The 24,457-nt window shown below is 58.1% G+C and carries 20 protein-coding genes and 1 other annotated feature; of the genes, 11 read left to right on the forward strand and 9 right to left on the reverse strand.

What is annotated here, in order from left to right; genetic code table 11:
• The first annotated feature begins 62 nt into the window (after positions 1-62).
• From tsaE to upp, 4 genes are all read left to right on the forward strand, one after another.
• A complete protein-coding gene (gene tsaE, locus GKG36_RS11580) occupies positions 63-488 on the forward strand; it encodes a tRNA (adenosine(37)-N6)-threonylcarbamoyltransferase complex ATPase subunit type 1 TsaE (RefSeq protein WP_154260846.1) in 426 nt (141 codons plus the stop codon).
• Positions 485-1,213, forward strand: a complete 729-nt coding sequence (gene tsaB, locus GKG36_RS11585) for a tRNA (adenosine(37)-N6)-threonylcarbamoyltransferase complex dimerization subunit type 1 TsaB (RefSeq protein WP_154260848.1) — start codon at positions 485-487, stop codon at positions 1,211-1,213. Before tsaE ends, tsaB begins: the two co-directional genes overlap by 4 nt.
• A 33-nt stretch (positions 1,214-1,246) precedes the next feature.
• Positions 1,247-1,693, forward strand: coding sequence for a ribose 5-phosphate isomerase B (gene rpiB / locus GKG36_RS11590; protein WP_005942243.1), 447 nt, complete (start codon positions 1,247-1,249; stop codon positions 1,691-1,693).
• An 85-nt stretch (positions 1,694-1,778) separates the two neighbouring features.
• A complete protein-coding gene (gene upp, locus GKG36_RS11595) occupies positions 1,779-2,405 on the forward strand; it encodes a uracil phosphoribosyltransferase (protein ID WP_097774028.1) in 627 nt (208 codons plus the stop codon).
• A gap of 102 nt (positions 2,406-2,507) precedes the next feature.
• Here the strand turns inward: upp and leuB are convergent, their stop codons facing one another.
• From leuB to GKG36_RS11615, 4 genes are all read right to left on the reverse strand, one after another.
• On the reverse strand, positions 2,508-3,581 hold the full coding sequence (gene leuB, locus GKG36_RS11600; RefSeq protein WP_097774027.1) for a 3-isopropylmalate dehydrogenase: 1,074 nt from the start codon (positions 3,579-3,581) through the stop codon (positions 2,508-2,510).
• Between the two features lie 162 nt (positions 3,582-3,743).
• Positions 3,744-4,232: a 3-isopropylmalate dehydratase small subunit gene (gene leuD / locus GKG36_RS11605; protein WP_097774026.1), complete on the reverse strand. Its 489-nt coding sequence runs from the start codon at positions 4,230-4,232 to the stop codon at positions 3,744-3,746.
• 18 nt (positions 4,233-4,250) lie between these two features.
• Positions 4,251-5,510, reverse strand: coding sequence for a 3-isopropylmalate dehydratase large subunit (leuC, locus tag GKG36_RS11610; protein ID WP_118529126.1), 1,260 nt, complete (start codon positions 5,508-5,510; stop codon positions 4,251-4,253).
• 198 nt (positions 5,511-5,708) lie between these two features.
• Positions 5,709-7,361, reverse strand: coding sequence for a 2-isopropylmalate synthase (locus GKG36_RS11615; protein ID WP_154260849.1), 1,653 nt, complete (start codon positions 7,359-7,361; stop codon positions 5,709-5,711).
• A 250-nt stretch (positions 7,362-7,611) separates the two neighbouring features.
• Positions 7,612-7,879, reverse strand: a binding site (T-box leader).
• A gap of 235 nt (positions 7,880-8,114) precedes the next feature.
• Here GKG36_RS11615 and ftsH point away from each other — a divergent pair.
• The 4 genes from ftsH to GKG36_RS11635 all read left to right on the forward strand — a co-directional run bounded on the left by ftsH (position 8,115) and on the right by GKG36_RS11635 (position 14,907).
• On the forward strand, positions 8,115-9,953 hold the full coding sequence (ftsH, locus tag GKG36_RS11620; RefSeq protein WP_154255886.1) for an ATP-dependent zinc metalloprotease FtsH: 1,839 nt from the start codon (positions 8,115-8,117) through the stop codon (positions 9,951-9,953).
• 171 nt (positions 9,954-10,124) lie between these two features.
• The gene (locus GKG36_RS11625; RefSeq protein WP_154260851.1) at positions 10,125-10,760 is read left to right on the forward strand and encodes a transcriptional regulator, IclR family protein; all 636 of its coding nucleotides are present in this window, start codon (positions 10,125-10,127) and stop codon (positions 10,758-10,760) included.
• Between the two features lie 173 nt (positions 10,761-10,933).
• Positions 10,934-11,638 (forward strand): ABC transporter ATP-binding protein, encoded by a 705-nt coding sequence (locus GKG36_RS11630; RefSeq protein WP_005942271.1) that lies wholly within the window; start codon positions 10,934-10,936, stop codon positions 11,636-11,638.
• Positions 11,635-14,907, forward strand: coding sequence for an ABC transporter permease (locus tag GKG36_RS11635; protein WP_243145087.1), 3,273 nt, complete (start codon positions 11,635-11,637; stop codon positions 14,905-14,907). The genes GKG36_RS11630 and GKG36_RS11635 overlap by 4 nt, the downstream gene beginning before the upstream one ends.
• Positions 14,908-15,091: 184 nt before the next feature.
• Here GKG36_RS11635 and GKG36_RS11640 read toward each other — a convergent pair whose 3' ends face one another.
• A complete protein-coding gene (locus GKG36_RS11640) occupies positions 15,092-15,823 on the reverse strand; it encodes a biosynthetic peptidoglycan transglycosylase (protein ID WP_242960029.1) in 732 nt (243 codons plus the stop codon).
• Positions 15,824-16,215: 392 nt separating this feature from the next.
• Here GKG36_RS11640 and GKG36_RS14995 point away from each other — a divergent pair, with 392 nt between their 5' ends.
• A complete protein-coding gene (locus GKG36_RS14995) occupies positions 16,216-16,347 on the forward strand; it encodes a hypothetical protein (RefSeq protein ID WP_005942280.1) in 132 nt (43 codons plus the stop codon).
• Between the two features lie 112 nt (positions 16,348-16,459).
• Positions 16,460-17,749 (forward strand): O-acetylhomoserine aminocarboxypropyltransferase/cysteine synthase family protein, encoded by a 1,290-nt coding sequence (locus tag GKG36_RS11645; RefSeq protein ID WP_120081370.1) that lies wholly within the window; start codon positions 16,460-16,462, stop codon positions 17,747-17,749.
• Between the two features lie 129 nt (positions 17,750-17,878).
• Here the strand turns inward: GKG36_RS11645 and GKG36_RS11650 are convergent, their stop codons facing one another.
• The gene (locus tag GKG36_RS11650; RefSeq protein ID WP_154260853.1) at positions 17,879-18,766 is read right to left on the reverse strand and encodes a LysR family transcriptional regulator; all 888 of its coding nucleotides are present in this window, start codon (positions 18,764-18,766) and stop codon (positions 17,879-17,881) included.
• Between the two features lie 140 nt (positions 18,767-18,906).
• On the opposite strand from GKG36_RS11650, the gene GKG36_RS11655 reads away from it, so the two are divergent.
• On the forward strand, positions 18,907-20,931 hold the full coding sequence (locus GKG36_RS11655) for an FAD-dependent oxidoreductase (protein WP_154260855.1): 2,025 nt from the start codon (positions 18,907-18,909) through the stop codon (positions 20,929-20,931).
• A 69-nt stretch (positions 20,932-21,000) separates the two neighbouring features.
• Here GKG36_RS11655 and GKG36_RS11660 read toward each other — a convergent pair whose 3' ends face one another.
• The 3 genes from GKG36_RS11660 to GKG36_RS11670 form a co-directional block, all read right to left on the reverse strand.
• Complete coding sequence (locus GKG36_RS11660) at positions 21,001-21,867, reverse strand: carbohydrate ABC transporter permease (RefSeq protein WP_097774020.1); 867 nt, start codon at positions 21,865-21,867, stop codon at positions 21,001-21,003.
• A 2-nt stretch (positions 21,868-21,869) separates the two neighbouring features.
• Positions 21,870-22,841 carry a sugar ABC transporter permease gene (locus GKG36_RS11665; RefSeq protein WP_154260857.1) on the reverse strand — a complete coding sequence of 324 codons (972 nt, stop codon included), beginning with the start codon at positions 22,839-22,841 and terminating at the stop codon, positions 21,870-21,872.
• Positions 22,842-22,943: 102 nt separating this feature from the next.
• The gene (locus GKG36_RS11670; protein ID WP_154255883.1) at positions 22,944-24,374 is read right to left on the reverse strand and encodes a twin-arginine translocation signal domain-containing protein; all 1,431 of its coding nucleotides are present in this window, start codon (positions 24,372-24,374) and stop codon (positions 22,944-22,946) included.
• Positions 24,375-24,457 lie beyond the last annotated feature (83 nt).

Consider the following 24,457-nt stretch of genomic DNA (forward strand, 5'->3'; position numbering starts at 1 on the left):
TATACTAAAGGGCGGCAGAGCATTCTGCCGTCCCTTTTGCTTTATAAAATGAGGTAAGCTTCATGTCAGAATATATCACCCACTCCCGCGCCGAGACGGTGGCGTTGGGTGCCCGTATGGCCGCAGTGCTGGCACCGGGTTCGCTGGTTGCGTTCACCGGCGGGCTGGGCGCGGGCAAGACCGCTTTTACCGAGGGCCTTTCCGAGGGCCTTGGCTGCACCGACCCGGTGTCCAGCCCAACCTTTGCCATTGTGAACTACTACCGCGGCCCAAAGCCGCTGGCGCACTTTGACCTGTACCGTATTTCCACTGAGAACGACCTGTGTGCTGCAGGCTTTTACGATTATTTGGATCAGGGGGCCATTGTGGCAGCAGAGTGGAGCGAGAACTTTGCAGACCTGCTGGCACTGGAAAACCCCATCCGGGTGGATATCCAGCGCGTGGACGAAAATACCCGCAGGATCACCATTGAGGGGGTAACGCTATGAACATCTTAGCTGTGGATACAGCGGGCAAAACGGCTGGTGTGGCTCTTTTGCAGGATGACCGCCTGCTGTACGAGGTGTATCTGGACGCAGGCATGACCCACAGCGAAACGCTGATGCCCATGATCGACACCTGCCTGAAGATGTGCGGCATGACCTGTGCAGATATTGACTTGTACGGTGTCAACGCAGGCCCCGGCAGTTTTACCGGGCTGCGCATCGGTCTGGCGGCGGTCAAGGGTCTGGCCTTCCCGCGGGAAACGCTGTGCGCACCGGTCTCCACGCTGGAAGCACTGGCCGCAGCCCACACGGGCGAGGGCACCGTGCTGTGCGCACTGGATGCCCGCCGTGCGCAGGTATACAGTGCCGCGTTCGACCTTGCCACCCACAGCCGCCTGCTGGAAGACGATGCCCGGGCGGTGGCAGATCTGGCCGATTTTGTAGAAAATTGCAAAAAGCCCCTGTTTTTTGTTGGTGATGGCGCATCTCTGTGCTATAATAAATACGGCAGTGTGCCGGGCGTGCTGCAGGCACCTGCGGCCCTGCGCGGCGGACGTGCTGCTGCAGTGGCTCTTGTGGCAAAGCAGATGGCCGAAGCCAGAAAGGCTGTGCTGCCGGAGGCTCTGCTGCCGGACTACCACCGCCTGAGTCAGGCCGAGCGGGAGCGCGCAGAGCGCCTTGCAGCAGAAGCTGCAGCCAATGCCGCCCAAAACAAGGAGCAGGCATAAAACCCTGCGTGACTGAGAGAAAGGAACATTTCCATGGCAAAACCCATTGCACTGGCCGCTGACCACGGCGGATTTGAACTGAAAGAAGCTGTCAAGGCGCATCTGAAGGAGCTGGGGCTGGAATACATCGATTTTGGCACCCATAGCACCGACAGCGTGGATTACCCCGATATGGCCGTGCCCGCCTGCGATGCAGTTGTGAGCGGCGAGTGCAGCAAGGCACTGCTGTTCTGCGGCACCGGCGTGGGCATCAGCATGGCAGCAAACAAGATCAAGGGCATTCGTGCCTGCTGCTGCTCTGACAGCTTCAGCTGCGAGTATACCCGCCGCCATAACGACGCCAATGCTCTGTGCATGGGCGGCCGCGTGGTCGGCCCCGGCCTTGCCTGCCAGCTGGTGGATCTCTTCCTGAATACGGAGTTTGAGGGCGGCCGCCATCAGCGCCGCATCGACAAGCTGACCGCACTGGAGAACCGCTGATCATGGCGAAGCGTATGCGGAGCTGTTTTAAATCGTAATCTTGGACCCGATAGAGTTATCTATTTAAAATAAGGAGCGTGTTTTTATGACCCCGATGATCGTTGAGCATCCGCTGCTGCAGCACAAGCTGAGCATTCTGCGCAACAAGCAGACCGGCACCAAGGAGTTCCGTGACCTCGTTGGCGAGATCGCGACCCTGCTGTGCTACGAAGCGACCCGTGACCTGCCTCTGGAAGAGGTGGAGATCGAAACACCCATCACCATGGCAAAGACCAAGGTGCTGGCTGGCCGCAAGCTGGCTCTGGTGCCCATCCTGCGCGCAGGCATGGGTATGCTGGACGGTATGCTGACCCTGCTGCCCGCTGCAAAGGTGGGCTTCATCGGCCTGTACCGCGACGAGGAGACCCTGCAGCCTGTGGAGTACTTCTGCAAGCTGCCGCAGGACATTGCAGAGCGCGATGTTCTGGTTCTGGACCCGATGCTGGCTACCGGCGGCAGCGCCATCGATGCCATCACCCAGATCAAGAAGCATGGCGCAAAGCGCATCAAGTTCATCGGCCTGATCGCCGCTCCGGAAGGCATCAAGGCCCTGCACGAGGCACACCCTGATGTGGACATCTACCTCGGCGCAGAGGATGACCACCTGAACGAGAACGGCTATATCGTTCCCGGTCTGGGCGACGCAGGCGACCGCATCTACGGCACCAAGTAAGAAACTGTATCACGGAAGGGCAGCTGGGAACAGCTGCTCTTTTTTGTGCAGACGAAAAGGGGAACGACGGCTGTCGTTCCCCTTTGTGCGTTATGGAAAAACTCAGATCTCGGCCAGAATGGCATCGCCCATGGCGGTGCAGCCAAGGCAGGTGCAGCCCTCGCTCATGTTGTCGGCGGTGCGCAGGCCCTTGTCCAGCACCTTGTTCACGGCGGTCTCAATGGCATCGGCCTCCTCGGCCATGCCGAAGGAGTAGCGCAGCATCATGGCGGCAGACAGAATGCAGGCGGTGGGGTTCACGATGTCTTTGCCCGCAATATCGGGGGCCGAGCCGTGGATGGGCTCATACAGGCCGCGGGTGCCGTCGCCCAGAGAGGAGGACGGGATCATGCCGATGGAGCCGGTGATCATGGAAGCCTCGTCCGACAGGATGTCGCCGAACATGTTCTCGGTAACGATCACGTCGAACTGGGCGGGGTTCTTGACGATCTGCATGGCGCAGTTGTCCACGAACATCTCGCTGTATTCTACATCCGGGTATTCGGCCTGCAGGCGGTGCATCACGCTTCTCCACAGACGGCTGGTGTCCAAAACGTTTGCCTTGTCCACGCAGCACAGTTTCTTGCGGCGCTTGCGTGCGGTCTCAAAGCCGATGCGGCCGATGCGCTCGATCTCGTGCTCCGCGTAGGGCATGGAGTCGATGGCCTGCTTCTCGCCGCTGGCGAGGGTGTGGGTCTCGTGATTGCCAAAGTATACGCCGCCGATCAGCTCACGCACGATGATGAAATCGATGCCCTGTGCCACGATCTCGGGCTTCAGGGGGCTGGCAGGAGCCAGCTGCGGCCAGATCTTGGCCGGGCGGTTGTTGGAGTACAGGCCCATGCCTGCACGCAGACGCAGCAGGCCCTTCTCCGGGCGCTGCTCACCGGGCAGGCCCTCCCACTTGGGGCCGCCCACGGCACCCAGCAGGACGCTGTCCGCGGCAAGGCACTTGTCCAGCTCGTGCTGGGGCAGCGGGTCGCCGTACTTGTCAATGGCTTCGCCGCCCATGGCAGCGTCGGTGTAGTGGAAGGTGTGGCCGTACTTTTCGGCCACCTTGTCAAGCACACGGATGGTCTGCTTGACGATCTCCGGGCTGGAGCAGTCGCCCCAGATGACAGCAATGTTTTTTTCCATTGGTGGTACTCCTTTTATGAATGAAACTCCTTCCGTCATCGCTGAGCGATGCCACCTCCCTCTGAGAGGGAGGCTTTGGCAAAATCGGAAACTTTCCCTCTTCGCCAGAGGCTCCCTCTGTGAGGGAGCTGTCGAGCGAATGCGAGACGGAAGGAGTTTGCCTTACTGCTTCGCCTTGATGGACTTCATCAGTCCACCGGCGGAGATGATCTCCTGAATGAACGGCGGGAAGGGCTCGGCATGGAACACCTTGCCGTTGGTCTCGTCGGTAATGACACCGGTGTCAAAGTCCACGCTCACGGTGTCGCCCGCATTGATGGCATCCACAGCCTCCGGGCACTCCATGATGGGCAGACCGATGTTGATGCTGTTGCGGTAGAAGATGCGGGCAAAGCTCTTGGCGATCACGACCGAGATGCCGGCGGTCTTGATGCACAGCGGTGCGTGCTCACGGGAGGAGCCGCAGCCGAAGTTCCAGCCGCCCACCATGATGTCGCCGTCCTTCACCTTCTTGACGAAGTCCTTGTCGATGTCCTCCATGCAGTGGCTGGCCAGCTCTTTGGCATCCTGCGTGTTCAGGTGGCGGGCCGGGATGATGACATCGGTATCCACGTTGTCCGGGTATTTGAAAACAGAACCTTTTGCGTTCATTGTTGTGCTCCTTTCCGATCAGACCGTGCGGGGGTCGGTGATGCAGCCGGTCAGTGCGCTGGCGGCGGCAGTGGCGGGAGAAGCAAGGTAGACCTCGCTCTTCACATGGCCCATGCGGCCCACAAAGTTGCGGTTTGTGGTGGAAACGCAGCGCTCGCCCTCGGCCAGAATGCCCATGTAGCCGCCCAGACAGGGGCCGCAGGTGGGGGTGGACACGATGCAGCCTGCATCAATAAAGGCAGTGGTCCAGCCGCGCAGGATGCATTCCTTGTAAACGGCCATGGTGGCGGGGATGATGATGCCGCGCACGCCCTTGGCAATGTGCTTGCCCTTGAGCACGTTGTAGGCGGCTTCCATGTCCTCCAGACGGCCGTTGGTGCAGCTGCCGATCACAACCTGATCGATCTTGATGTCCTTGCCCTCGCTGGCAAGGTGGGTGTTCTCGGGCAGGTGGGGGTAGCTGACGGTGGGTTCCAGCTTGTCCAGATCGATCTCAATGGTCTTTTCGTACTCGGCATCCGGGTCGGCCTCAAAGAACACCGGCTCACGCTGGCTGCGGCCCTTGAGGTAAGCCTTGGTCACATCGTCTACGGGGAAGATGCCGTTCTTGGCACCGGCTTCGATGGCCATGTTGCAGATGCACAGGCGGTCGTCCATCGTCAGGCTGGCAACGCCCGGGCCGGTGAACTCCATGGATTTGTACAGTGCGCCGTCCACACCGATCATGCCGATGATGTGCAGGATCAGGTCCTTGCCGGAGACGCGGGGGCCGAACTTGCCCTTGAGCACGAACTTGATGGCAGAGGGCACCTTAAACCATGCCATGCCGGTGGCCATGCCGGCAGCCATATCGGTGGAGCCGACACCGGTGGAGAAGGCACCCAGTGCACCATAGGTGCAGGTGTGGCTGTCCGCACCGATCACGCAGTCGCCTGCGGTCACGATGCCTTTTTCCGGCAGCAGGGCGTGCTCAATGCCCATCTGGCCCACATCGTAGAAGTTGAGGATATCGTATTTGTTGGCGAACTCGCGGCACTGCTTGGACTGGGTGGCGCTCTTGATGTCCTTGTTGGGCACAAAGTGGTCCAGCACGATGGCAATGTGCTCTTTGTCGAACACACCGTCAAAACCGGCCTTTTCAAACTCGTTGATGGCAACCGGGGTGGTGATATCGTTGCCCAGCACGATGTCCAGCTTTGCATTGATGAGCTGGCCTGCCTTGACCTCGGCAAGACCGGCATGTGCGGCAAGAATTTTCTGCGTCAGGGTCATTCCCATGATGGTACTCTCCTTTTGATACTCTCTATTGGATAGGCGGCTTGCCCTCTCAGCTTCGCTTCGCTCAGCAGCTCTCCCAAAGGGAGAGCCTTTGGCAGTCCACGTAAACTTCATCTCTTTGCCAAGGCCTCTCCCTTTGGGAGAGGTGGCACGGCGTAAGCCGTGACGGAGAGGGCGAGGACGCTGCCCTCTTTTTAATTATTTATTATTGATGGCGCTCACCAGTGCCTTGATGCCAGCCACGATGATATCGGTGTCGGTACCGGCACCCCATGTGACGGTGTTATCGCCCCAGACAAGGCCGACGTAGGAGGCAGCGCGGGAGGTGGAGCCTTCGTCCAGACTGTGCTCGGAGTAGGTCTCGAGGTGGAACTCCATGCCGGTGGCGCTCTGGATGGCGTTTGCCACAGCGTCCAGACGGCCATTGCCCACCGAGGTGACCACCTTGCGCTGACCGTTCAGCTCCAGCGCGACGGTGGCGGTGATGCCGCCCACCTGTGCAAAGTGGGCTTCCAGAACGTTGAGCGGCTTGCAACGGTTGAGGAAGGCATCCTCGAAGATGTGCAGCACCTCGTTTGCGCTCAGCTCCTTGTGGCTGTGGTCGGAAACGCTCTTGACCTTGTAGCCCAGCGCCTCGCGCATCTTGGGCGGCAGGTTGTAGCCGAAGTTCTGTTCCAGCACAAAGCCGATGCCGCCCTTGCCGCTCTGGCTGTTGATGCGGATCACATCGGCATCGTAGGTGCGGCCGATGTCGTGGGGGTCAACGGGGATGTAGGGGCAGGTCCAGCGGTGTTCGCCATGCTCCTTGCGGTAGGCCATGCCCTTTGCAATGGCATCCTGATGGCTGCCGGAGAAAGCGGCAAACACCAGCTGACCGGCGTAGGGGGTGCGCTCGTAAATGTGCATCCGGGTCACACGCTCGTAGGTGGCGCAGATGTCCGGCATATCGGAGAAGTCCAGCTTGGGGTCCACGCCGTGGCTGTACATGTTCATGGCCAGCGTCACCGCGTCCACGTTGCCGGTGCGCTCGCCGTTGCCGAACAGGCAGCACTCCACCCGCTGTGCACCCGCCAGCACGGCCAGCTCTGCGCAGGCCACGCCGGTGCCGCGGTCGTTGTGGGGATGGGTGGAGATGATCACGCTGTCACGGTATTTCAGGTGCTTGTCGCAGTACTCGATCTGGTTTGCGTAGACGTGCGGCATGCTCATTTCCACGGTAACGGGCAGGTTGATGATCATGGGACGGTCCGGGGTGGGCTGCATGATGTCCAGCACGGCATTGCACACATCCACGGCGTAGTCCACTTCGGTGCCGGTGAAGCTCTCGGGGCTGTACTCGAACAGGAAGTTGCCCTCGTACTCCTGACTGAGCTGCTTGACCAGCTTTGCGCCGTCGGTGGCAATCTTCTTGATCTCCTCCTTGCTCTTGTGGAACACCTGCTCGCGCTGGGCCACAGAGGTGGAATTGTAGAAGTGGATCACCGCGCGGGGTGCGCCCTTGACGGCCTCGAAGGTCTTGCGGATGATGTGGTCACGGCACTGGGTCAGCACCTGCACGGTGACATCCTCGGGGATCATGTTCTTCTCGATCAGGGTGCGCAGGAACTCGTACTCGGTATCGCTGGCGGCAGGGAAGCCCACCTCGATCTCCTTGAAGCCGATCTTGACCAGCATCTGGAAGAACTCCAGCTTTTCCTCAAGGCTCATGGGCACGATCAGTGCCTGATTGCCGTCGCGCAGGTCCACACTGCACCATGCGGGGGCTTTTTCAATGTGATCCTTCTTTACCCAGCTGTCATAGCCTGCGGGTACCGGGTAGTAACCCGGAGCGTACTTGGTTGCGTCCATCATTTGCGCGTCCTCCCAAACAATTTACACTTCTTGCTCCATGCTCTTTGTGAGCGTCCTTGCCCTCTCAGTCTCACATTCGTTCGACAGCTCCCCCAAAGGGGGGAGCCCTTGGCAAAACCGAAAACTTTGCCGTACTGCCAAGGCCTCTCACTTTGGGAGAGGTGGCACGGCGTAAGCCGTGACGGAGAGGGCAAGCCTGCTTCCAAAAGGCAGATATACGAAAAGGCTCTCGTCTTTCAAGGCGAAAACCTTGAGAGACGAGAGCCTGTAAAGTTCAAACTACAGGGCATCCGTGGTACCACTCTCTTTGCTGCGCCTTTGGGCACAGCCGCTTTGCACGATCGGCTTTTTGCGGCGAATCGCTGTCCTTGTAACGGTGGACATCCGTCAGAGCCTACTTGTGTGTTCAGCCCTGCCGCTCAGGGGCCAGTAACCGAAACCCTCTGCACCCGCCTTGCACCACCCGGCGGCTCTCTATACGCAGAAGAAAATCGTTTTTTCCCCGTCAACGCATTTGTGCTTTTTTCAAAGTGGACTAAGTTTAGCATGATTCGCGGGCAGTGTCAAGCAATCTGACTCATTCTCAAAATGAAACAATTTCACAAAATAAGGGGCAGAATTTTCCAAAATTATGCACGAGGCGTTAATGTTAACAATTTGCTAAGTTTTTGGAAAGTTGTGCTCGAATTGCTGTTGCGCCCGGTTTTACTGTGCTATACTACTTGCATCAGGAACCAAAGGAGGAATTGCCACATGAAAGAAGTCAAACCTTCCAAAAAGCCGCTGGCGATTTACTACGCCATCGTGCTGGCGGTCCTGCTGCTGCTCAACCTTGTGCTGCTGCCGTGGATGAGCGAGCGTCAGGTGGAGGAAGTGGACTACGGTACCTTTATGACCATGACCGAGGAAAAGAACATCGGCCGTGTGGATATTGAATCCAACCAGATCATTTTTACCGATAAAGAGGAAAAGCAGGTCTACAAGACCGGCCTGATGAACGACCCGGAGCTTACCCAGCGCCTGTATGATGCCGGAGCACAGTTTTCCAGCGAGATCGTGGAGCAGGGGTCGCCGATGCTCAATTTCCTGATCTGGTTCCTGCTGCCCATCCTGTTGTTCAGCTTCATCGGCAACCAGATGAACAAAAAGCTGATGGAAAAGGCCGGCGGCGGCCCGGGGTCCATGATGTTCGGCGGCGTGGGCAAGTCCAACGCCAAGGTCTATGTGCAGTCCACCCACGGCATCCGCTTTGCGGATGTGGCCGGTGAGGATGAAGCCAAGGAAAACCTGCAGGAGATCGTGGATTACCTGCACGACCCCGGCAAGTACGAGAGCATTGGCGCATCCATGCCCAAGGGCATCCTGCTGGTGGGCCCTCCGGGCACCGGCAAGACCATGCTGGCCAAGGCCGTGGCAGGCGAATCCAACGTGCCGTTCTTCTCCATTTCCGGTTCTGAATTCGTGGAGATGTTCGTGGGCATGGGCGCATCCAAGGTGCGCGACCTGTTCCGGCAGGCCAAGGAAAAGGCCCCCTGCATCGTGTTCATCGATGAGATCGATGCCATCGGTCAGAAGCGCAACAGCGGCAATCTCGGCGGCAACGACGAGCGTGAGCAGACTTTGAACCAGCTGCTCACCGAGATGGACGGCTTTGAGAGCAACACCGGCGTCATCATTCTGGCGGCTACCAACCGCCCGGATTCGCTGGACCCGGCGCTGACCCGTCCCGGACGTTTTGACCGCCGTGTGCCGGTGGAGCTGCCCGACCTTAAGGGCCGCGAAGAGATTTTGAAAGTGCACGCCAAAAAGGTGGCGCTGGCCCCGGGCATCGACTTCAACACTGTGGCCCGCATGGCTTCCGGTGCATCCGGTGCGGAACTTGCCAACATTGTCAACGAAGCAGCTCTGCGCGCTGTGCGTGCAGGCCGTAAGAGCGTGACGCAGGCCGATCTGGAGGAGAGCATCGAGGTGGTCATTGCAGGCTACCAGAAGAAGAACTCCATCCTCACCGACAAGGAAAAGTGCATCGTGGCCTACCACGAGATCGGCCATGCACTGGTGGCGGCCAAGCAATCCAACTCTGCCCCTGTGCAGAAGATCACCATTATCCCCCGCACCTCCGGCGCACTGGGTTACACCATGCAGGTGGACGAGGGCAACCACTACCTGATGAGCAAGGAAGAGCTGGAAAACAAGATCGCCACCCTTACCGGCGGACGCGCCGCCGAGGAAGTGGTGTTCCGATCCATCACCACCGGTGCCTCCAACGATATCGAGCAGGCCACCAAGCTTGCCCGCGCCATGCTTACCCGCTACGGCATGAGCAAGGACTTTGACATGGTGGCGCTGGAGACCGTGAACAACCAGTATCTGGGCGGTGACACCTCGCTGGCCTGCTCGGCGCAGACCCAGCGCGAGATCGACCAGAAGGTGGTGGAGCTGGTCCGGGCCCAGCACGAAAAGGCTGTCCGCATCCTGACCGACAACCGCGCCAAGCTGGATGAGCTGGCACAGTATTTGTACCAGAAAGAGACTATCACCGGCGAGGAGTTCATGGAGATCCTGAACCGGGAACCGGCACAGGCCCAGTGACCCCGGCGGCAGAGCTGCCAAAAATTTTTTTTAGCCTGCTGCAATAATCCCGCCGCCGCATCCGTTTATAAGACAGATGCGGCGGTTTTGTATTACACCGCATGGCAGACCATGGTTTTCCACAAAACAAAAATGTGCGGTGCAAAACCGCCGTCAACGGAGGTATTCCAAATGAAACTGAACCATAAATTTGTCCGTACCGTCACCACCACCGCTGCAGTGCTGGGTGCTGCCGCCATGCTGAGCGTGGGCGCATTTGCCGCAGAGGCAGACATCAACGACCCTGCTGCCGCAGGCTATCTGCCCCCGCAGGAGCAGATGGTGCAGGGGGATATCGCCCTGCACAGCGCCGATGTGGCGATCGGCGAAAAGGACCCCAACTACGGCGGCTACGGTGCACCGGAGGGAAACCCCATTCAGGGCAATATCATGCTGATCTCCGGCGATGAGCTGGCCGCCCCGTCCGCAGATGCAGCGGCGAAAAAGAGCGAGGCCCGCTACACCGTCAAGGGCCTGTTCGGCAGAGAAGAGCTGTACACTGCCCGCCAGAAGGACAGTGTGCTGACGCTGGATGTGCCCGCCGGTTCTGCTACCTTCCGCACCACCGTGCAGGACATGCAGACCCTGCTGAACGAGGGTGTGAGCACGCTGGTGGTCCAGACTGAGAAGGGCTCCACCACCCTGAACCTGTCTCTGCTGGTGGAGGGCCAGAAGGGCACCGACCGCGTGGTGCTGCGCCGACTGGGCGAAAACACCTTCCTCACCGTGGGCCTGCGCTGCCGCCGCGATTTGATCGTGGGGCGCTGACCGCCGAGATCAAATGATGAAAGGGCTGCTGCACGCAGAGATGTGCAGCGGCCCTTTTTGCGCTTTTCTGTTAAGTTTTTGAAAATTTGCGCAGATGTCTTTGCAAAGTCTGCCGGGAGATGTTATAGTTAAATTGAAACAGTATGCATTCCCGATAGAAAGGAAAAAACGCCATGGAGCATTTTGTGGAGTTTGAGGACGTTTGCAAATACTATCAGACCGGCAGTGTGAAGATCGCCGCCGCAGACCACCTGAATTTCTATGTGGATAAGGGGGAGTTCTGCATCATCGTGGGGCCTTCCGGCGCAGGTAAGACCACCCTGCTGAATATCCTTGGAGGCATGGACAGCTGCGACGAGGGCAATGTCTGGCTGGACGGCCAGAACGTGAGCCACTTTACCGCCAGAGAGCTCACCACCTACCGCCGGTACGACGTGGGCTTTGTGTTCCAGTTCTACAACCTTGTGCAGAACCTGACCGCACTGGAGAACGTGGAGCTGGCCAGCGAGATCTGCCGCGACCCGCTGGACCCCAAAGAGACCCTGCGCAGCGTGGGTCTGGGAGAGCGGCTGAACAACTTCCCGGCTCAGCTTTCCGGCGGCGAGCAGCAGCGGGTGTCCATTGCCCGCGCACTGGCCAAAAACCCCAAGTTGCTGCTCTGCGACGAGCCCACCGGTGCACTGGATTACAAGACCGGTAAGCAGGTGCTGGCCCTTTTGCAGGATACCTGCCGCCGCACCGGCCGCACGGTGATCGTTATTACCCACAACACCGCCCTGACGGCGATGGCAGACCGCATCATTCAGGTGCGCAGCGGCAAGATCGTCTCCAATCAGGTCAACGAGCACCCTGTGCCGGTGCAGGAGATTGAGTGGTGAGAGCTGTGCTGAAAAGTTATCGTAAAAACATCCTGCGGGAAATGAAGGACAACCTGAGCCGCATGGTCTCGCTGTTCGGCATCGTAGCGCTGGGCGTGATGATGCTGACCGGCCTGATGAGTTTTGCGCCCAGCATGCGCATCGCCGGGCAGAAATACTACGTGCAGCAGAACGTGTTCGACCTGCGGGTGCTGTCCACGCTGGGCCTTTCGGAGGAGGACATTGCCGCCATTGCCGCCGTGGATGGCGTGGAGGCTGTGCAGCCGGTGAAATATCAGGACGTGGAGGCCCAGTGGCAGGGCCAGAGCGAGACGGCGGTGGTGCGCCTGCAGCAGCTGCCCGCCGACCCCGGGGCCGACACGGCAGAAAATATGAACCGTCTGGTGCTGCTCTCGGGCCGGATGCCTGAGGCCCCGGACGAGTGCGTGGTGCATGTGATGGGCTACGGCGACCCGGTGGAGCCGGGCACGGTGCTCACCATGCCGGAGGACACCGAACATGTGAGCCGGAAGCAGTTCACGGTAGTGGGCACCGTGCAGGACCCGCAGCATTTTTCCACGGACAAGGAGAGCAGCACCGCCGGTGACGGCCAGCTGGATGATATTGTGTTCCTGCCGGAAGGCAGCCTGACCACGGATTATTATACGGCGTGCTATCTCAAAGTAAAAAATGCCGGCCTGTATGATAATTACTCGGACGAGTATCAGGCGACAGTGGATGACACAGCCGCAAGGGTAAAGGCCATCAGCGGCGCACAGTGCACGGCCCGGCGGGCGGAGCTGATCGAGGACGCCAGTGCAGAGCTGGCCGACGCCCGGGCCGAGTACAACGACAAAAAAGCCGAAGCAGACCGTCAGTTTGCGGAGGCAGAGCAGCAGCTGGCCGATGCACAGGCACAGCTGGACAGCGCCAAAGCCCAGCTGGACGCGGGCGAAGCGGAGCTTGCCGCCAACAAAAAGGCCCTGCCGGATACCATGCAGGGCGGTGCGGACGAGCTGGTGAGCGGCGAGGAACAACTGCTGGAATTTGAGGATCAGCTGCAACAGATCGAGATGCTGGTGAACCTGAAAAAGGTGGCCGACCCGCTGCTGGGCTATGCCGAAACGGCTCTGCACAACGCACAGAAAGCGCTGGACGAAGCGGAACCTGCCGATGAAGAGTACACCGAGCTGCGGGATGCCCTGCAGAAGGCGCAGGATGCTTACGACAACATCAGCGGCCAGCTGAACGGCTATCAGGCCCAGCTGGACGCGGGCAAGCGCCAGATGTATGCACAGGGGCTGATCTCTTCGTCCAGCCTTTCCAACGAGCAGCTGGTGACTGAGGCAAAGGCAGCACTGCGCCAGATGAAGGTAAAGCTTCTGCAGGGTCAGCTGCAGCTCACCACCGGCACGGCCACAGCCTACACCCAGTTTGATGCGGCACGCACCCGGCTGGACGAAGGCTGGCAGCAGTACAACGACGGCGTGCAGCAGCTGGCCGATTCCCGCGCGGAGTACGAGAGCCGGAAGGCCGATGCCGAACAGCAGCTGGCCGACGGCCTTGCCCAGCTGAACGATGCCGAGGAGCAGGTGAGCCAGATCAAGAGCGGCGAGTGGTATGTGCTGGACCGCAGCTCCACCGTGAGCTTTGTCACCTTTGAGCAGTATGCCGACCGCATGGATGCCATTGCACGGGTGTTCCCGGTGTTCTTCTTCCTGGTGGCGGCGTTGGTGGCCACTACTACTATGACCCGCATGGTGGACGAGAACCGCCTGCAGCTGGGTACTCTGAAAGCTCTGGGTTACTCCAACGCAAAGATCGCAGGAAAGTATCTGTTCTATGCCCTCAGCGCCAGCGTGCTGGGCAGCATCGTGGGCATGGTCATCGGTTTTGTGGTGTTCCCGCTCATCATCTGGTATGCTTACCAGATGATCTTCAGCATGTCCACCTTTACGCTGCACTTTTACCCCGGCATGGCGGCAGCCAGCGTAGCCATCAGCGCGGCCGTCATCGGTTTTGCTACATGGAACGCCTGCCGTGCCAGCCTGAAGGAAAAGACTGCAGCTTTGCTGCTGCCCCGGGCCCCGGTGGCAGGCAAGCGCATCTTTTTGGAGTACATCACCCCACTGTGGCAGCACATGAGCTTCTCCCAAAAGACCACAGCCCGCAACCTGTTCCGCTACAAAAAGCGCTTCTTCATGACAGTGCTGGGCGTGGCAGGCTGCACGGCGCTGCTGCTGATCGGTTTTGGCATTCAGGATTCCATCCTGCCCATCGTGGACAAGCAGTCCAGGCAGCTGACCCACAACGATCTCACCATCTCGCTCAGCGATGAAAAGGCGCTGACCATGGAGCAAGGCCTTGCCGACACGCTGGATAGCAGCAGTGCGGTCCGCAGCTGGGGCGCGTTCTACACAAAGTCCACCACCCTTTATAATGAAGAGGGCGGGAGCGCCGATGTCAGCATCGTAGGCGCGGAGGACGATGCCCGGATGACCGAATACTTCACCTTCCGCACCCGGGTGGGCCACGACCCCATTCCCTTTGAAGAGGACAGCGTGATCCTGACCGAAAAAACGGCCCTGAATCTGGAGCTGAGCGTGGGCGATACGTTCTATGTGGAGGCTGCAGACGGAAGCCGCGTGCCGCTGGTGCTGACCGGCATTACCGAGAACTACATGTTCACCCGGCTGTATCTCTCCAATGCGCAGCTGCAGGCCCTGCTGGGCAGCACGCCGGAGTGGAACACCGTCTACGGCCTGACCGGCTGTACCACCGAGGCGGAGTACAACGCCCTGCGCACAAAGCTGCTGGGCTGCAACTATGTGAGCAGCGTCAGCTTCACCGAGGACACCACCTCCATGTTCGGCAGCCTGATCGGCAGCCTGAACTACGTGGTGGTACTGATCATCGTGTGCGCGGCGGCGCTGGCGGCGGTGGTGCTGTACAACCTGATCAGCGTCAACCTTGCCGAGCGCAAAAAGGAGCTTGCCACTATCAAGGTGCTGGGCTTCTATGACAAAGAAGTGTACCGCTACATCTTCCGCGAGATCGAGCTTTTGTCCCTCATCGGCTCCGGCGTGGGCCTGCTGCTGGGCGTGCCGCTGCACCGGTTCATCGTCCTGACCGTGGAAATGGATCAGCTGATGTTTATTCGCACCATTGCACCCAGCAGTTATCTGCTGGCAGTGGCATTGACGATGCTGTTCACCTTTGTGGTGTGCTTTGCCATGCGGCGGCATGTGCGGCATATCAGCATGGTGGAAAGCATGAAAGCGCCGGAGTGAGTTTACAAAACCTTCATAAAAAGAACATGGTTTCGCAGAAATTCTTTGGTATGATAATGCTACCGACAGGCGGGGCCGCAACCGCCTGAACGGGTAACATGATTCCTCCTTTACCAAACCAAATACCGCAAAACAAAACACCGCGCCTTGTCTGATCCGCAGCAGACAGGGCGCGGTGTCTTGTTTAAACCGTTAAGTTTTCAGCATCTGCGGCAATGGCATCGGCCTGCTGCTGGGTGAGCACGCGGCACTTGACCATCCGCTTGAGCACCACCTGCATCCGCTTGAAGGCAAGCTCCGGGCTGCTGGCGTAGGTGGAAGGCGCGTTGGGCATACCCGCCAGATAGATCGCTTCGGCATCGGTCAGCTGGGCCGGTTCCTTGCCAAAGTAGCCCTCGGCAGCTTCTGCAATGCCATAATACCCGCTGCCAAAATAGATGGTGTTGGCGTACATCTCAAAGATCTGCTGCTTGGAGTAGGTCTTTTCAAGATCAAAAGCAGCAAGCATCTCGGCAGCCTTGCGGGCCAGATGCTTGTCCTGCGTGAACAGCTCGTTCTTGGCAAGCTGCTGGGTCAAGGTGCTGCCGCCCTCGGCCAGCGAGTGGGTGCGCAGGTCGGCCAGCAGGGCGCGTGCAATGGCCCCCGGGTCGATGCCCTTGTGGGTCATAAAATGCTCGTCCTCGGTGCAGATGACTGCGTTAATATAGATCTGCGGCAGCGCATCGTAGGAAGTATAGCTCCCGCGGGCACAGATGGTGTCGTACATGGAAGCCACTGGGTAACTGCTGGCGGCACTGCGGTACAGCTGCCTGCCCTGATAAAAGAACCAGCCGCCTGCCAGCAGCCCGCCAAGCAGCAGGATGCAAAGAACAACGAGCAGGCTCTGCTTTAAAAAATGAAAGAAACGATGCAGCATCGAAAAAACTCCTTTGATGATAAAAAAGAACGCTACCATAATAAACGATTTGCAGGGCGTTTGCAAGGAACAGCTTTAGTATAACAATAAAATTTTAAGGTTTTATCAATGGAAAAATAAAAATTTTCGAAGAAGCAGAAGTGTTACTCCTGTTGGAACTGCACAACGGGATGCTGCAAATGCGGGCTGCCCATCGTGCAGAAAACTCAATTTGAAAAAAACTGGAATTAACCTATTGACAAACTGGGTAAGAGGGAATATAATGCAAACAACAAATCCACAAACCTAGTGGGAAAAAGAAAGCAAAGGTTTTGCTTCCCGGTACAGAGCAGATAGAGGTGCCGGTTTGTAGATGAGTGGGAAAGAGTTTTACGGGAAAGGAGGGCACGGATATGAAGCTGATTTGGAACGACCTGCTGCATGCAAACTTCCGCTGTGGGCGAATGTGCGGTGACCGGGCAGAACATCTGGCTGTGAACTGTACGATGCCCTCTTGCTGTGCACGAATGTGTACCCGAATGTGACGTTGACAGAATAGCTTTGAATTGTGTTTGCCCGATGCGCTTTTGTATCACGCATCGGGATTTTTTGTATCAGAAAATTATACTATAAGTACAAATAGAGAGGTGAAATACTATGTCTAACTATAAATTTGAGACCCTGCAGCTTCACGTTGGCCAGGAGCAGGCCGATCCCGCAACCGATTCCCGTGCAGTGCCCATTTACCAGACCACTTCCTATGTGTTCCGCAACAGCCAGCACGCAGCAGACCGCTTTGGTCTGGCAGATGCCGGCAACATCTACGGCCGCCTGACCAACTCCACGCAGGACGTGTTCGAGAAGCGCATCGCTGCTCTGGAGGGCGGCGTGGCTGCTCTGGCAACCGCCTCCGGTGCCGCTGCCATCACCTACACCATCGAAGCACTGGCACAGGCCGGTGACCACATCGTGGCCCAGAAGACCATCTACGGCGGCAGCTACAACCTGCTGGAGCACACCCTGACCCAGTTCGGTGTCACCACTACCTTTGTCAATGCACACGATCTGGCTGAGGTGGAGAATGCCATCCAGCCCAACACCAAGGCCGTCTATCTGGAAACTCTGGGCAACCCCAACAGCGATATCCCCGATATCGATGCCATTGCAGCCATCGCGCACAAGCACGGCCTGCCGCTGGTCATCGATAATACCTTCGGCACCCCGTACCTGATCCGTCCCATTGAGCACGGCGCAGATATCGTTGTTCATTCCGCCACCAAGTTCATCGGCGGCCACGGCACCACGCTGGGCGGCATCATTGTGGACAGCGGCAAGTTCGACTGGAAGGCAAGCGGTAAGTTCGGCAACATTGCTGACCCCAACCCCAGCTACCACGGCGTTTCCTTTGCCGATGCAGCAGGCCCCGCAGCTTTTGTCACCTACATCCGTGCGATCCTGCTGCGTGATACCGGTGCCACCATTTCGCCGTTCAACGCCTTCCTGCTGCTGCAGGGCACCGAGACCCTGAGCCTGCGCATCGAGCGCCATGTGGAGAACACCAAGAAGGTAGTCGAGTTTCTGGCAAACCACCCGCAGGTGGAGAAGGTCAACCACCCCTCCCTGCCGGATCACCCGGATCACGCCCTGTACGAGAAGTACTTCCCCAACGGCGGTGCTTCCATCTTTACCTTCAACATCAAAGGCGGCCGCGAGGAAGCATTCAAGTTCATCGATAACCTGAAGGTCTTCTCCCTGCTGGCAAACGTTGCTGATGTGAAGAGTCTGGTCATCCACCCGGCTTCCACCACCCACAGCCAGCTGAACGACGAAGAGCTGGCCGAGCAGCAGATCTATCAGAACACCATCCGCCTGTCCATCGGCACTGAGCACATCGACGATATCATTGCTGATCTGGAAGCAGGTTTCGCAGCCGTCCGCGGCGAGTAAATCTTATCCCCTTAAAACCTCCGACAGAATGTGTATGCCTTGTTTTTTCTCCTGATCTCTTCCAAAAATTCCTTATATCCTAGACACAGCAAAAGGCTCCTGCCCATTGGGCGGGAGCCTTTTGCTGTGTTACCATTTTACGTCGTATGCGGCACAGGCGGTCTTTATAAATTCGCGTACCTTGCGGTCGGTGCAGCCGGAGCGCCATGCAATGCCAAACTCCGTATCCAGCACTGGCTCCAGCGGCACAGTGGTAAGGCCCGGCAGCGGTACATACACAAAATCCGGCATCACAGCAAGGCCTACATGGCCCTGGATCATAGGCAGGGCATGCTCCGATGAACTGCTGAAGTAGTACACAGCCTGCGGGCATTTCTGACGGATCAACTCCTGCGCAGTGGTCATACGGGCGGAAATGTGGGCCATATCCAGCAGAATGAGCACCTCGCCGTTGAGCTGTTCCAGTGTGACAGTTTTGTGCTTTGCCAGCGGGTGCTCCTCGTACATCACGCACACCATTTTTCCGTGATACAGGCTGCGGTATTCCAGAATACTGTCCGCAGGCAGGTCGTCCCGGCTGTCAAACACGATGTCCGGTACACTTTTGTCAAAGGAGCGGGACCACTGCGGCCCGGAGCGCGCATCGTTGAGGATATGCACCTGCGGGCAGCGCTTCTGGTACTGCTGGTAGATCTGCGGCAGTTTCTGGATCTGCATACTGCCGCTGTAGCCTACATGCAGCTCTTCACTGAACAGGGCCTGCGTGTTCTGCGCACGCTGCACAGCAAGGGTGAGCCGGTCCAGCATGTCCACGGTGTCGTGGTAAAAGGACTCACCGGCGCTGGTCAGGGCCACCACATGGCGGGTGCGGTCAAACAGGCGCACGCCCAGCTCGTTTTCCAGTGCATGGATCTGGCGGGAGACAGCGGGCTGTGAGATATAAAGGGTCTCGGCAGCGCGGGCAAAGTTGAGCTGACGAGCGACTTCAATAAAGCAGCGCAGCTGGGTAAAGGTCATGGCGAATCCTCCTGTAATAATTTTCTTGTTATCAATAATACAGCAAAAGCATTATCAATACAAGAAAAAGCTTGCTATAATATTAACGAAGGGCCGAAACAAGACCGGCCAACACACAAACAGAACAAGGAGAAAGAAAAATGGCAAACGACATGAACCGCCGCGGCTTTTTGAAGTACGCGGCTGCCAGTGCACTGGGCATGGGCGCACTGGGCGTGATGACCGGCTGCAGCAGCAAGGAGACCGCATCTTCTTCTGCCGCCAGCACTTCCGGTGCTGTGTACACTCCCGGCACCTACACCGCTTCCGCCGAGGGTTACGGCAGCGATGTGACCGTTACCGTCACCTTTGACGAGACCAGCATTACCAACGTGGTGGTGGATTCCTCCGGCGAGACTGAGAACGTGGGTGCTGCTGCCGCCGAAAAGCTGGCAGACCAGGTGCTCAGCGCACAGAGCAGCGCCATTGACGGCGTGACCGGTGCCACCAAGACCAGCAAGGCTGTCAAGCAGGCTGTGGCCGACTGCATCAGTCAGGCCAGCGGCGGTGCCATCGTGGAGGGCGGCGACGTGGCCGTGACCGACGATGTGACCGTGGGCGGCAATACCGACTGGCTGGGCACCGCTCCGGAAGTGGCCGAAAGCGACATCACCGAGACCATCGAGACCGATGTTCTGGTGGTGGGCGCAGGCAATGCCGGCCTGATGACCGCTGCCCGCGCTGCTTCTCAGGGCGCAAAGGTGCTGGTGATCGAAAAGGGCATGAGCAGCATGAACGAGCGCCACTGGATCGGCGCTGTGGGCACCACTGCTGCCAAGGAAGCCGGCGTGGAAGTGGACAAGAACAAGCTGGTGGCAGAGCTGTGCCGCTACGCCAGCCACCGCTGCGACGAACGCCTGATCCGTCTGTGGGTGAACCACAGCGGCGAGGCCATGGACTGGTACCAGGAGGTGGTCAAGCAGTACAACCCGGACGTGAAGTTCCACATGGAGTGGGACGTGGGTAAGGGCGGCCACGATACCTACTATGTGCCCGCCACCATGCACAACTTCCAAGATGATATCCCGGAGCACGATTACAGCTCTGCCACTGCAGAATACGGCTTTGCCAGCCTGCAGCAGTGCGTCACCGACAATGGCGGCGAGATCGTGTACGAGGTCGCCATGGTCAAGCTGGAGCAGGACGGCGGCAAGGTGACCGGCGTGATCGCCAAGGCGGGCGACGGCCACTATATCCGCATCAAGGCAGCCAAGGGCGTGGCCCTGTGCTGCGGCGGCTACGCAGCCGACAAGCAGATGCTGGCCACCCTGAACCCGGATGCTTACCAGAGCATCGTTGGTTCGGATGCATCTGCACTGGACACCGGCGACGGCATCCGTGCTGCTATGTGGGTGGGTGCTGATAAGGACCCCGACCCCACTGTGATGCTGTTCGACCGCGGCATCATTGCCCCGAACGAGACTGTGGACGGCAACTGGGAGAAGTCCGGCTACATGCATCTGGGCAGTGAGCCTTGGCTGAAGGTGAACCTGAACGGTGAGCGCTTCAGCAACGAGAGCGTGCCCTACGACTTTATCCTGCACGCAGCCTTTATGGAGCCGGGCCATCTGTACAACACCATCTACGACAGCAACTGGATGGAGCATGTCAAGCAGTTCCAGCAGATCGGCTGCGCCCGCATTGAGCCGAGCCAGAGTGGCGGCAAGCTGCAGATCTTCAGCTGGGAAGCTGAGCAGGGCCTGCTGGCCGGCATGGAGCAGGGCGGTCTGATCCAGAAGGCCGACACGCTGGAAGAGTTGGCCGAAAAGCTGAACATGCCCGCCGATGCCTTTGTAGCTACTGTGGAGCGCTACAACGAGCTGTGCGCCAAGGGCGAGGACGAGGACTTCGGCAAGGAGAGCTACCGTATGCTGCCGCTGGAGAACCCGCCGTATTACGGCTGCCGTCAGGGCGCTACTGTGCTGTGCACGCTGGACGGTCTGCGCATCAACACCAAGATGCAGGTGCTGGATACTGAGGGCAACCCCATTGAGGGCCTGTACTCTGCAGGTGACTGCAGCGGCGGATTCTTTGCCCACAATTACCCTGAGTACATCGTGGGCGTGGCCATTGGCCGCACCCTGACCGAGGGCTATCTGCTGGGCGACGAGCTGGCAAAGGCCTGAAAATAACAAACAGCAAAAGGGTCCCGGAATTTTCTCCGGGACCCTCTTGTTGTTTGAGGCAAAATGCCGTCAGCCTTTCACGCCGCCCAAAGCAACACCGCGGACGATGAACTTGGAAAGCAGCAGGTACACGATGATGACGGGCAGAATGGCGATAGCCACCATCATGTAAACCTTGCCCATATCAAACTTGAGGAAGTCTGCACTGCGCAGCTGTGCGATCAGGATGGGCAGGGTCTTTTTGTCGGCGCTGTCCAGCACCAGAGCGGGAATGAAGTAGTTGTTCCAGCTGGCCACGAAGGAGAAAATGGCCTGCACTGCCAAAGCGGGCTTCATAATGGGCAGCACGATCTTGTTGAAGGTGTAGAACTCGCCTGCACCGTCGATGCGGGCAGCCTCTACGATCTCCATGGGAAGGGAAGCGTCCAGATACTGCTTCATGAAGAAGAACACGGTGGGCGCTGCAATGCTGGGCAGGATCAGCGGGATAAAGCTGTTCTTCAGGCCCATCTTGGTGATGAGCTGCAAAAAGCCCAGAGCCGACACCTGCGTGGGCATGGTCATGATCAGCAGGATAATGGCAAACGCGGCCTTTTTGAATTTGAAGTTATAGGCGTAGATGCCGTAGGCCGTCAGGGCCGAGAAGTACACGCTGAACGCCGCCGAGCAGGCAGAGACGATCAGGCTGTTGCGGATGCCGGTGATGACAGGGATGTTAGCATCGGCCAGCACGTTCTGGAAGTTGGTAATGAGCGATTTGCCCGGCAGCAGCGAGAAGCCTTTCTGGATCTCGAAGTGGGTGCGGGTGGAGTTGATCACCAGCACATAGAAGAAGAACAGGCACAAAAAGCTGATGAGCACCAGCACCAGATAACACCATGCGCGGCGTGCAGCCAGTGTTGCTTTTTCCGATTGATTTCTAGGAGTGTGTGCCATAATCATTTCCCTCCTTTTGCTGCCTTTTTGGCGGCGTTCAGTTCTTTGCGCTGGGCGCGGGTCAGGCCGTCATCCTCCTTGGTAAGGGAGAAGTAGACCACAACGCACAGCACTGCACACACGAGGAACAGCACCACCGAGACTGCACCGGCCATGCCGTAGTTCTTGCTGAACAGGTGGTTGTTCAGGTACATGATCATGGTGGTGGAGGTGCGGTCCGGGCCGCCCTTGCCGTTGGTCAAAATCTGCGGCACATCGAACATCTGCAGGCCGCCGATCATGGAGGTGATCATGACGTAAACAAGGATGGGACGGATCAGCGGAATGGTGATCTTCCAGAACATCTGGTTCGGAGTGCAGCCGTCCAGTTCAGCCGCTTCGTACAGGGTGGGGTCTACGCCCATGATGGCCGCCATCAGCATGATGGTGGTGTTGCCGAACCACATCAGGAAGTTCATCAGGCCGATCAGCCCGCGGTTGCCCCACACGGTGTTCAAAAAGCTGATGGGTGCATCGATCCAGCCCATGCTCTGCAGCACGGCGTTCACCGGGCCGTTGTCCGAGAACAGCGCGAAGAACAGCATTGCAAAGGCGGAGGCCATGATCAGGTTGGGCATGTAGATGACCGTCTTGAAGAAGGTCTGGCCCTTCAGCTTCAGGCGCAGGTCGGTGAACCATGCCGCCAGCAGTAGCGAGACGGCGATCTGCGGGATAAAGCCGATGATCCACAGGATCAGCGTGTTGCCAAAGTACTTGGGCAGATCGGTTGCGAACAGGGTAATGTAGTTTTTCAGGCCCACAAAGCTGGGGCCGATGATCTTCAGGCCGCTGCGGTAATATTCAAAAAAGCTGTAGTAAATGGTGGATGCCAGAGGGATCAGCTGGAATACCGCGAAGATGATGAAGAACGGCGCAATGAAGATGTAGCCCCATTTCGCGTAGCTGATCGACCCTTTCTTTTTCTTTTCTCCCATAGGATCGCCTCCTGATAAATTTGCGGAAAGAACAGGGGCGGGCGGGAACAGCGTCCGGCCCGCCCCTGCGTATTCACTTTTCCGTTTTAGGGTCGGCTGCTATTATGCGGGCCACACCACGTCGGTCAGCTCAGGATACTTCTCCTTGATAGCGGTCTCGAAGTTTGCCTTTGCGGTATCTTCGTCCACGTTGCCGGTAAAGTAATCCTTGAATGCATTCTGGAAGCTCTCATTCAGGCCCTGATCGTACGGACCGGCGTTGGACATATCGATCTTGGCTGCAGCCTCTGCAAACAGAGCGATGTGGTTCTGGCCGCCCAGGAAAGCGGAGCTGTAATCGCTGTTTGCAATCTCGTTCATAGCCTTCTCGTTGTTGGTGTAGTCCTGCGTATCCATGGTGATCTGCTTCATGATGGCTTCATCGCAGGTCAGCTTCTGCATAACATCCTTAATGGTCTCGATGTTGTCGCTGCCGGCTGCGCCGCAGATCCAGGTGCCGCCCCAGTAGTAGGGCTGAGGGCCTTCGCACACAGCGTAATCGCCGTAGATACCGTTGCCAACTTCTTCCTTGCCGCCCTCAGCGACAGGAGTCTCCAGAGAGTTGCCCAGCAGGGTGAAGTTGATGCCCCAGGTGGAGTAGAAGAAGCCGAACACCTTACCGGTGGGACCCTGATCGGCTGCCCACTGGCTGTCCCACAGGCTGGACTTGTTGTTATAGCCCTTATCGGTGTACTCCTTGGTCTGATCGACCCACTTCATAATGTTCTCATCAACGGTAACGGTAGTGCCGGTGACCCACGGAGCTGCCACGTTGTTGGAGAAGGTGCGGTATGCATCATCAAAGCCGGACAGCATCTTGTAGCCCTTGGCAGCTGCCTGTGCAGCTACATCATTGAACTTATCCCAGTCGGACAGGTAGGTCTGCACTTCGGCGGGATCATCGGTGCCCAGAACATCCTTGGCAATGCTGCGGCGGTATGCAAACAGACCGGGAGTTGCCTGCCAGGTGGTGCCGCGCTGGCTGCCGTCCACACTAACGATGTCCTTGGTGTACTGGTACTGGCCAGCCAGATCGTCATCGGTCAGGCCGATGTCTGCCTTGACATCCAGAACGTAATCGGAATCCACATACTTCAGAGCATAGTCAGCCTCGATCAGGAAGATGTCGATCTTGTCGTCATCAGCAGCGCTGTCCTGACTCAGCAGGGCTTCGTCCAGCTTGTTCTGATAGTTGTTGTTCTCGTTGGCATTGATGGTCCACTTCACAACGGTGCCATCCTTCAGGGTGGTGGTGGACTTGTCGGCTGCGATCTCGGAAACTTCCGGATAGTAGTCGTTGAAGCGGCTCTGGAACTCATCATTCCAGCACCAGATGTTCAGCACCTTGCCCTGTGCTGCGGGAGCAGCAGAGGAAGCCGGAGCAGAAGAAGCGGTGCTGGTGGAAGCGGAAGAACCACCACAGGCAGCCAGAGCTGCACCAATGGTCACGGCACCGGAAGCGAGCAGGAAATTACGTCGAGAGATCTTTTTCATAAGGGTAAACCTCCTTCATGGTTTTCCATTATTTGCAAAAGTTTTCTTCATAAAAGGTTCCGTAGCAAGAGCCTTTAGAGACA

The organism is Faecalibacterium sp. BIOML-A1, assembly GCF_009679715.1.
Lineage (GTDB): Bacteria > Bacillota > Clostridia > Oscillospirales > Ruminococcaceae > Faecalibacterium > Faecalibacterium taiwanense.

What these genes read in the sequence shown, in the direction of transcription:
- tsaE (WP_154260846.1), top strand. Translation starts at nt 63, where the DNA reads ATGTCAGAATATATCACCCACTCCCGCGCCGAGACGGTGGCGTTGGGT.
- tsaB (WP_154260848.1), top strand. Translation starts at nt 485, where the DNA reads ATGAACATCTTAGCTGTGGATACAGCGGGCAAAACGGCTGGTGTGGCT.
- rpiB (WP_005942243.1), top strand. Translation starts at nt 1,247, where the DNA reads ATGGCAAAACCCATTGCACTGGCCGCTGACCACGGCGGATTTGAACTG.
- upp (WP_097774028.1), top strand. Translation starts at nt 1,779, where the DNA reads ATGACCCCGATGATCGTTGAGCATCCGCTGCTGCAGCACAAGCTGAGC.
- leuB (WP_097774027.1), bottom strand. Translation starts at nt 3,581, where the DNA reads ATGGAAAAAAACATTGCTGTCATCTGGGGCGACTGCTCCAGCCCGGAG.
- leuD (WP_097774026.1), bottom strand. Translation starts at nt 4,232, where the DNA reads ATGAACGCAAAAGGTTCTGTTTTCAAATACCCGGACAACGTGGATACC.
- leuC (WP_118529126.1), bottom strand. Translation starts at nt 5,510, where the DNA reads ATGGGAATGACCCTGACGCAGAAAATTCTTGCCGCACATGCCGGTCTT.
- GKG36_RS11615 (WP_154260849.1), bottom strand. Translation starts at nt 7,361, where the DNA reads ATGATGGACGCAACCAAGTACGCTCCGGGTTACTACCCGGTACCCGCA.
- ftsH (WP_154255886.1), top strand. Translation starts at nt 8,115, where the DNA reads ATGAAAGAAGTCAAACCTTCCAAAAAGCCGCTGGCGATTTACTACGCC.
- GKG36_RS11625 (WP_154260851.1), top strand. Translation starts at nt 10,125, where the DNA reads ATGAAACTGAACCATAAATTTGTCCGTACCGTCACCACCACCGCTGCA.
- GKG36_RS11630 (WP_005942271.1), top strand. Translation starts at nt 10,934, where the DNA reads ATGGAGCATTTTGTGGAGTTTGAGGACGTTTGCAAATACTATCAGACC.
- GKG36_RS11640 (WP_242960029.1), bottom strand. Translation starts at nt 15,823, where the DNA reads ATGCTGCATCGTTTCTTTCATTTTTTAAAGCAGAGCCTGCTCGTTGTT.
- GKG36_RS14995 (WP_005942280.1), top strand. Translation starts at nt 16,216, where the DNA reads ATGAAGCTGATTTGGAACGACCTGCTGCATGCAAACTTCCGCTGTGGG.
- GKG36_RS11645 (WP_120081370.1), top strand. Translation starts at nt 16,460, where the DNA reads ATGTCTAACTATAAATTTGAGACCCTGCAGCTTCACGTTGGCCAGGAG.
- GKG36_RS11650 (WP_154260853.1), bottom strand. Translation starts at nt 18,766, where the DNA reads ATGACCTTTACCCAGCTGCGCTGCTTTATTGAAGTCGCTCGTCAGCTC.
- GKG36_RS11655 (WP_154260855.1), top strand. Translation starts at nt 18,907, where the DNA reads ATGGCAAACGACATGAACCGCCGCGGCTTTTTGAAGTACGCGGCTGCC.
- GKG36_RS11660 (WP_097774020.1), bottom strand. Translation starts at nt 21,867, where the DNA reads ATGGCACACACTCCTAGAAATCAATCGGAAAAAGCAACACTGGCTGCA.
- GKG36_RS11665 (WP_154260857.1), bottom strand. Translation starts at nt 22,841, where the DNA reads ATGGGAGAAAAGAAAAAGAAAGGGTCGATCAGCTACGCGAAATGGGGC.
- GKG36_RS11670 (WP_154255883.1), bottom strand. Translation starts at nt 24,374, where the DNA reads ATGAAAAAGATCTCTCGACGTAATTTCCTGCTCGCTTCCGGTGCCGTG.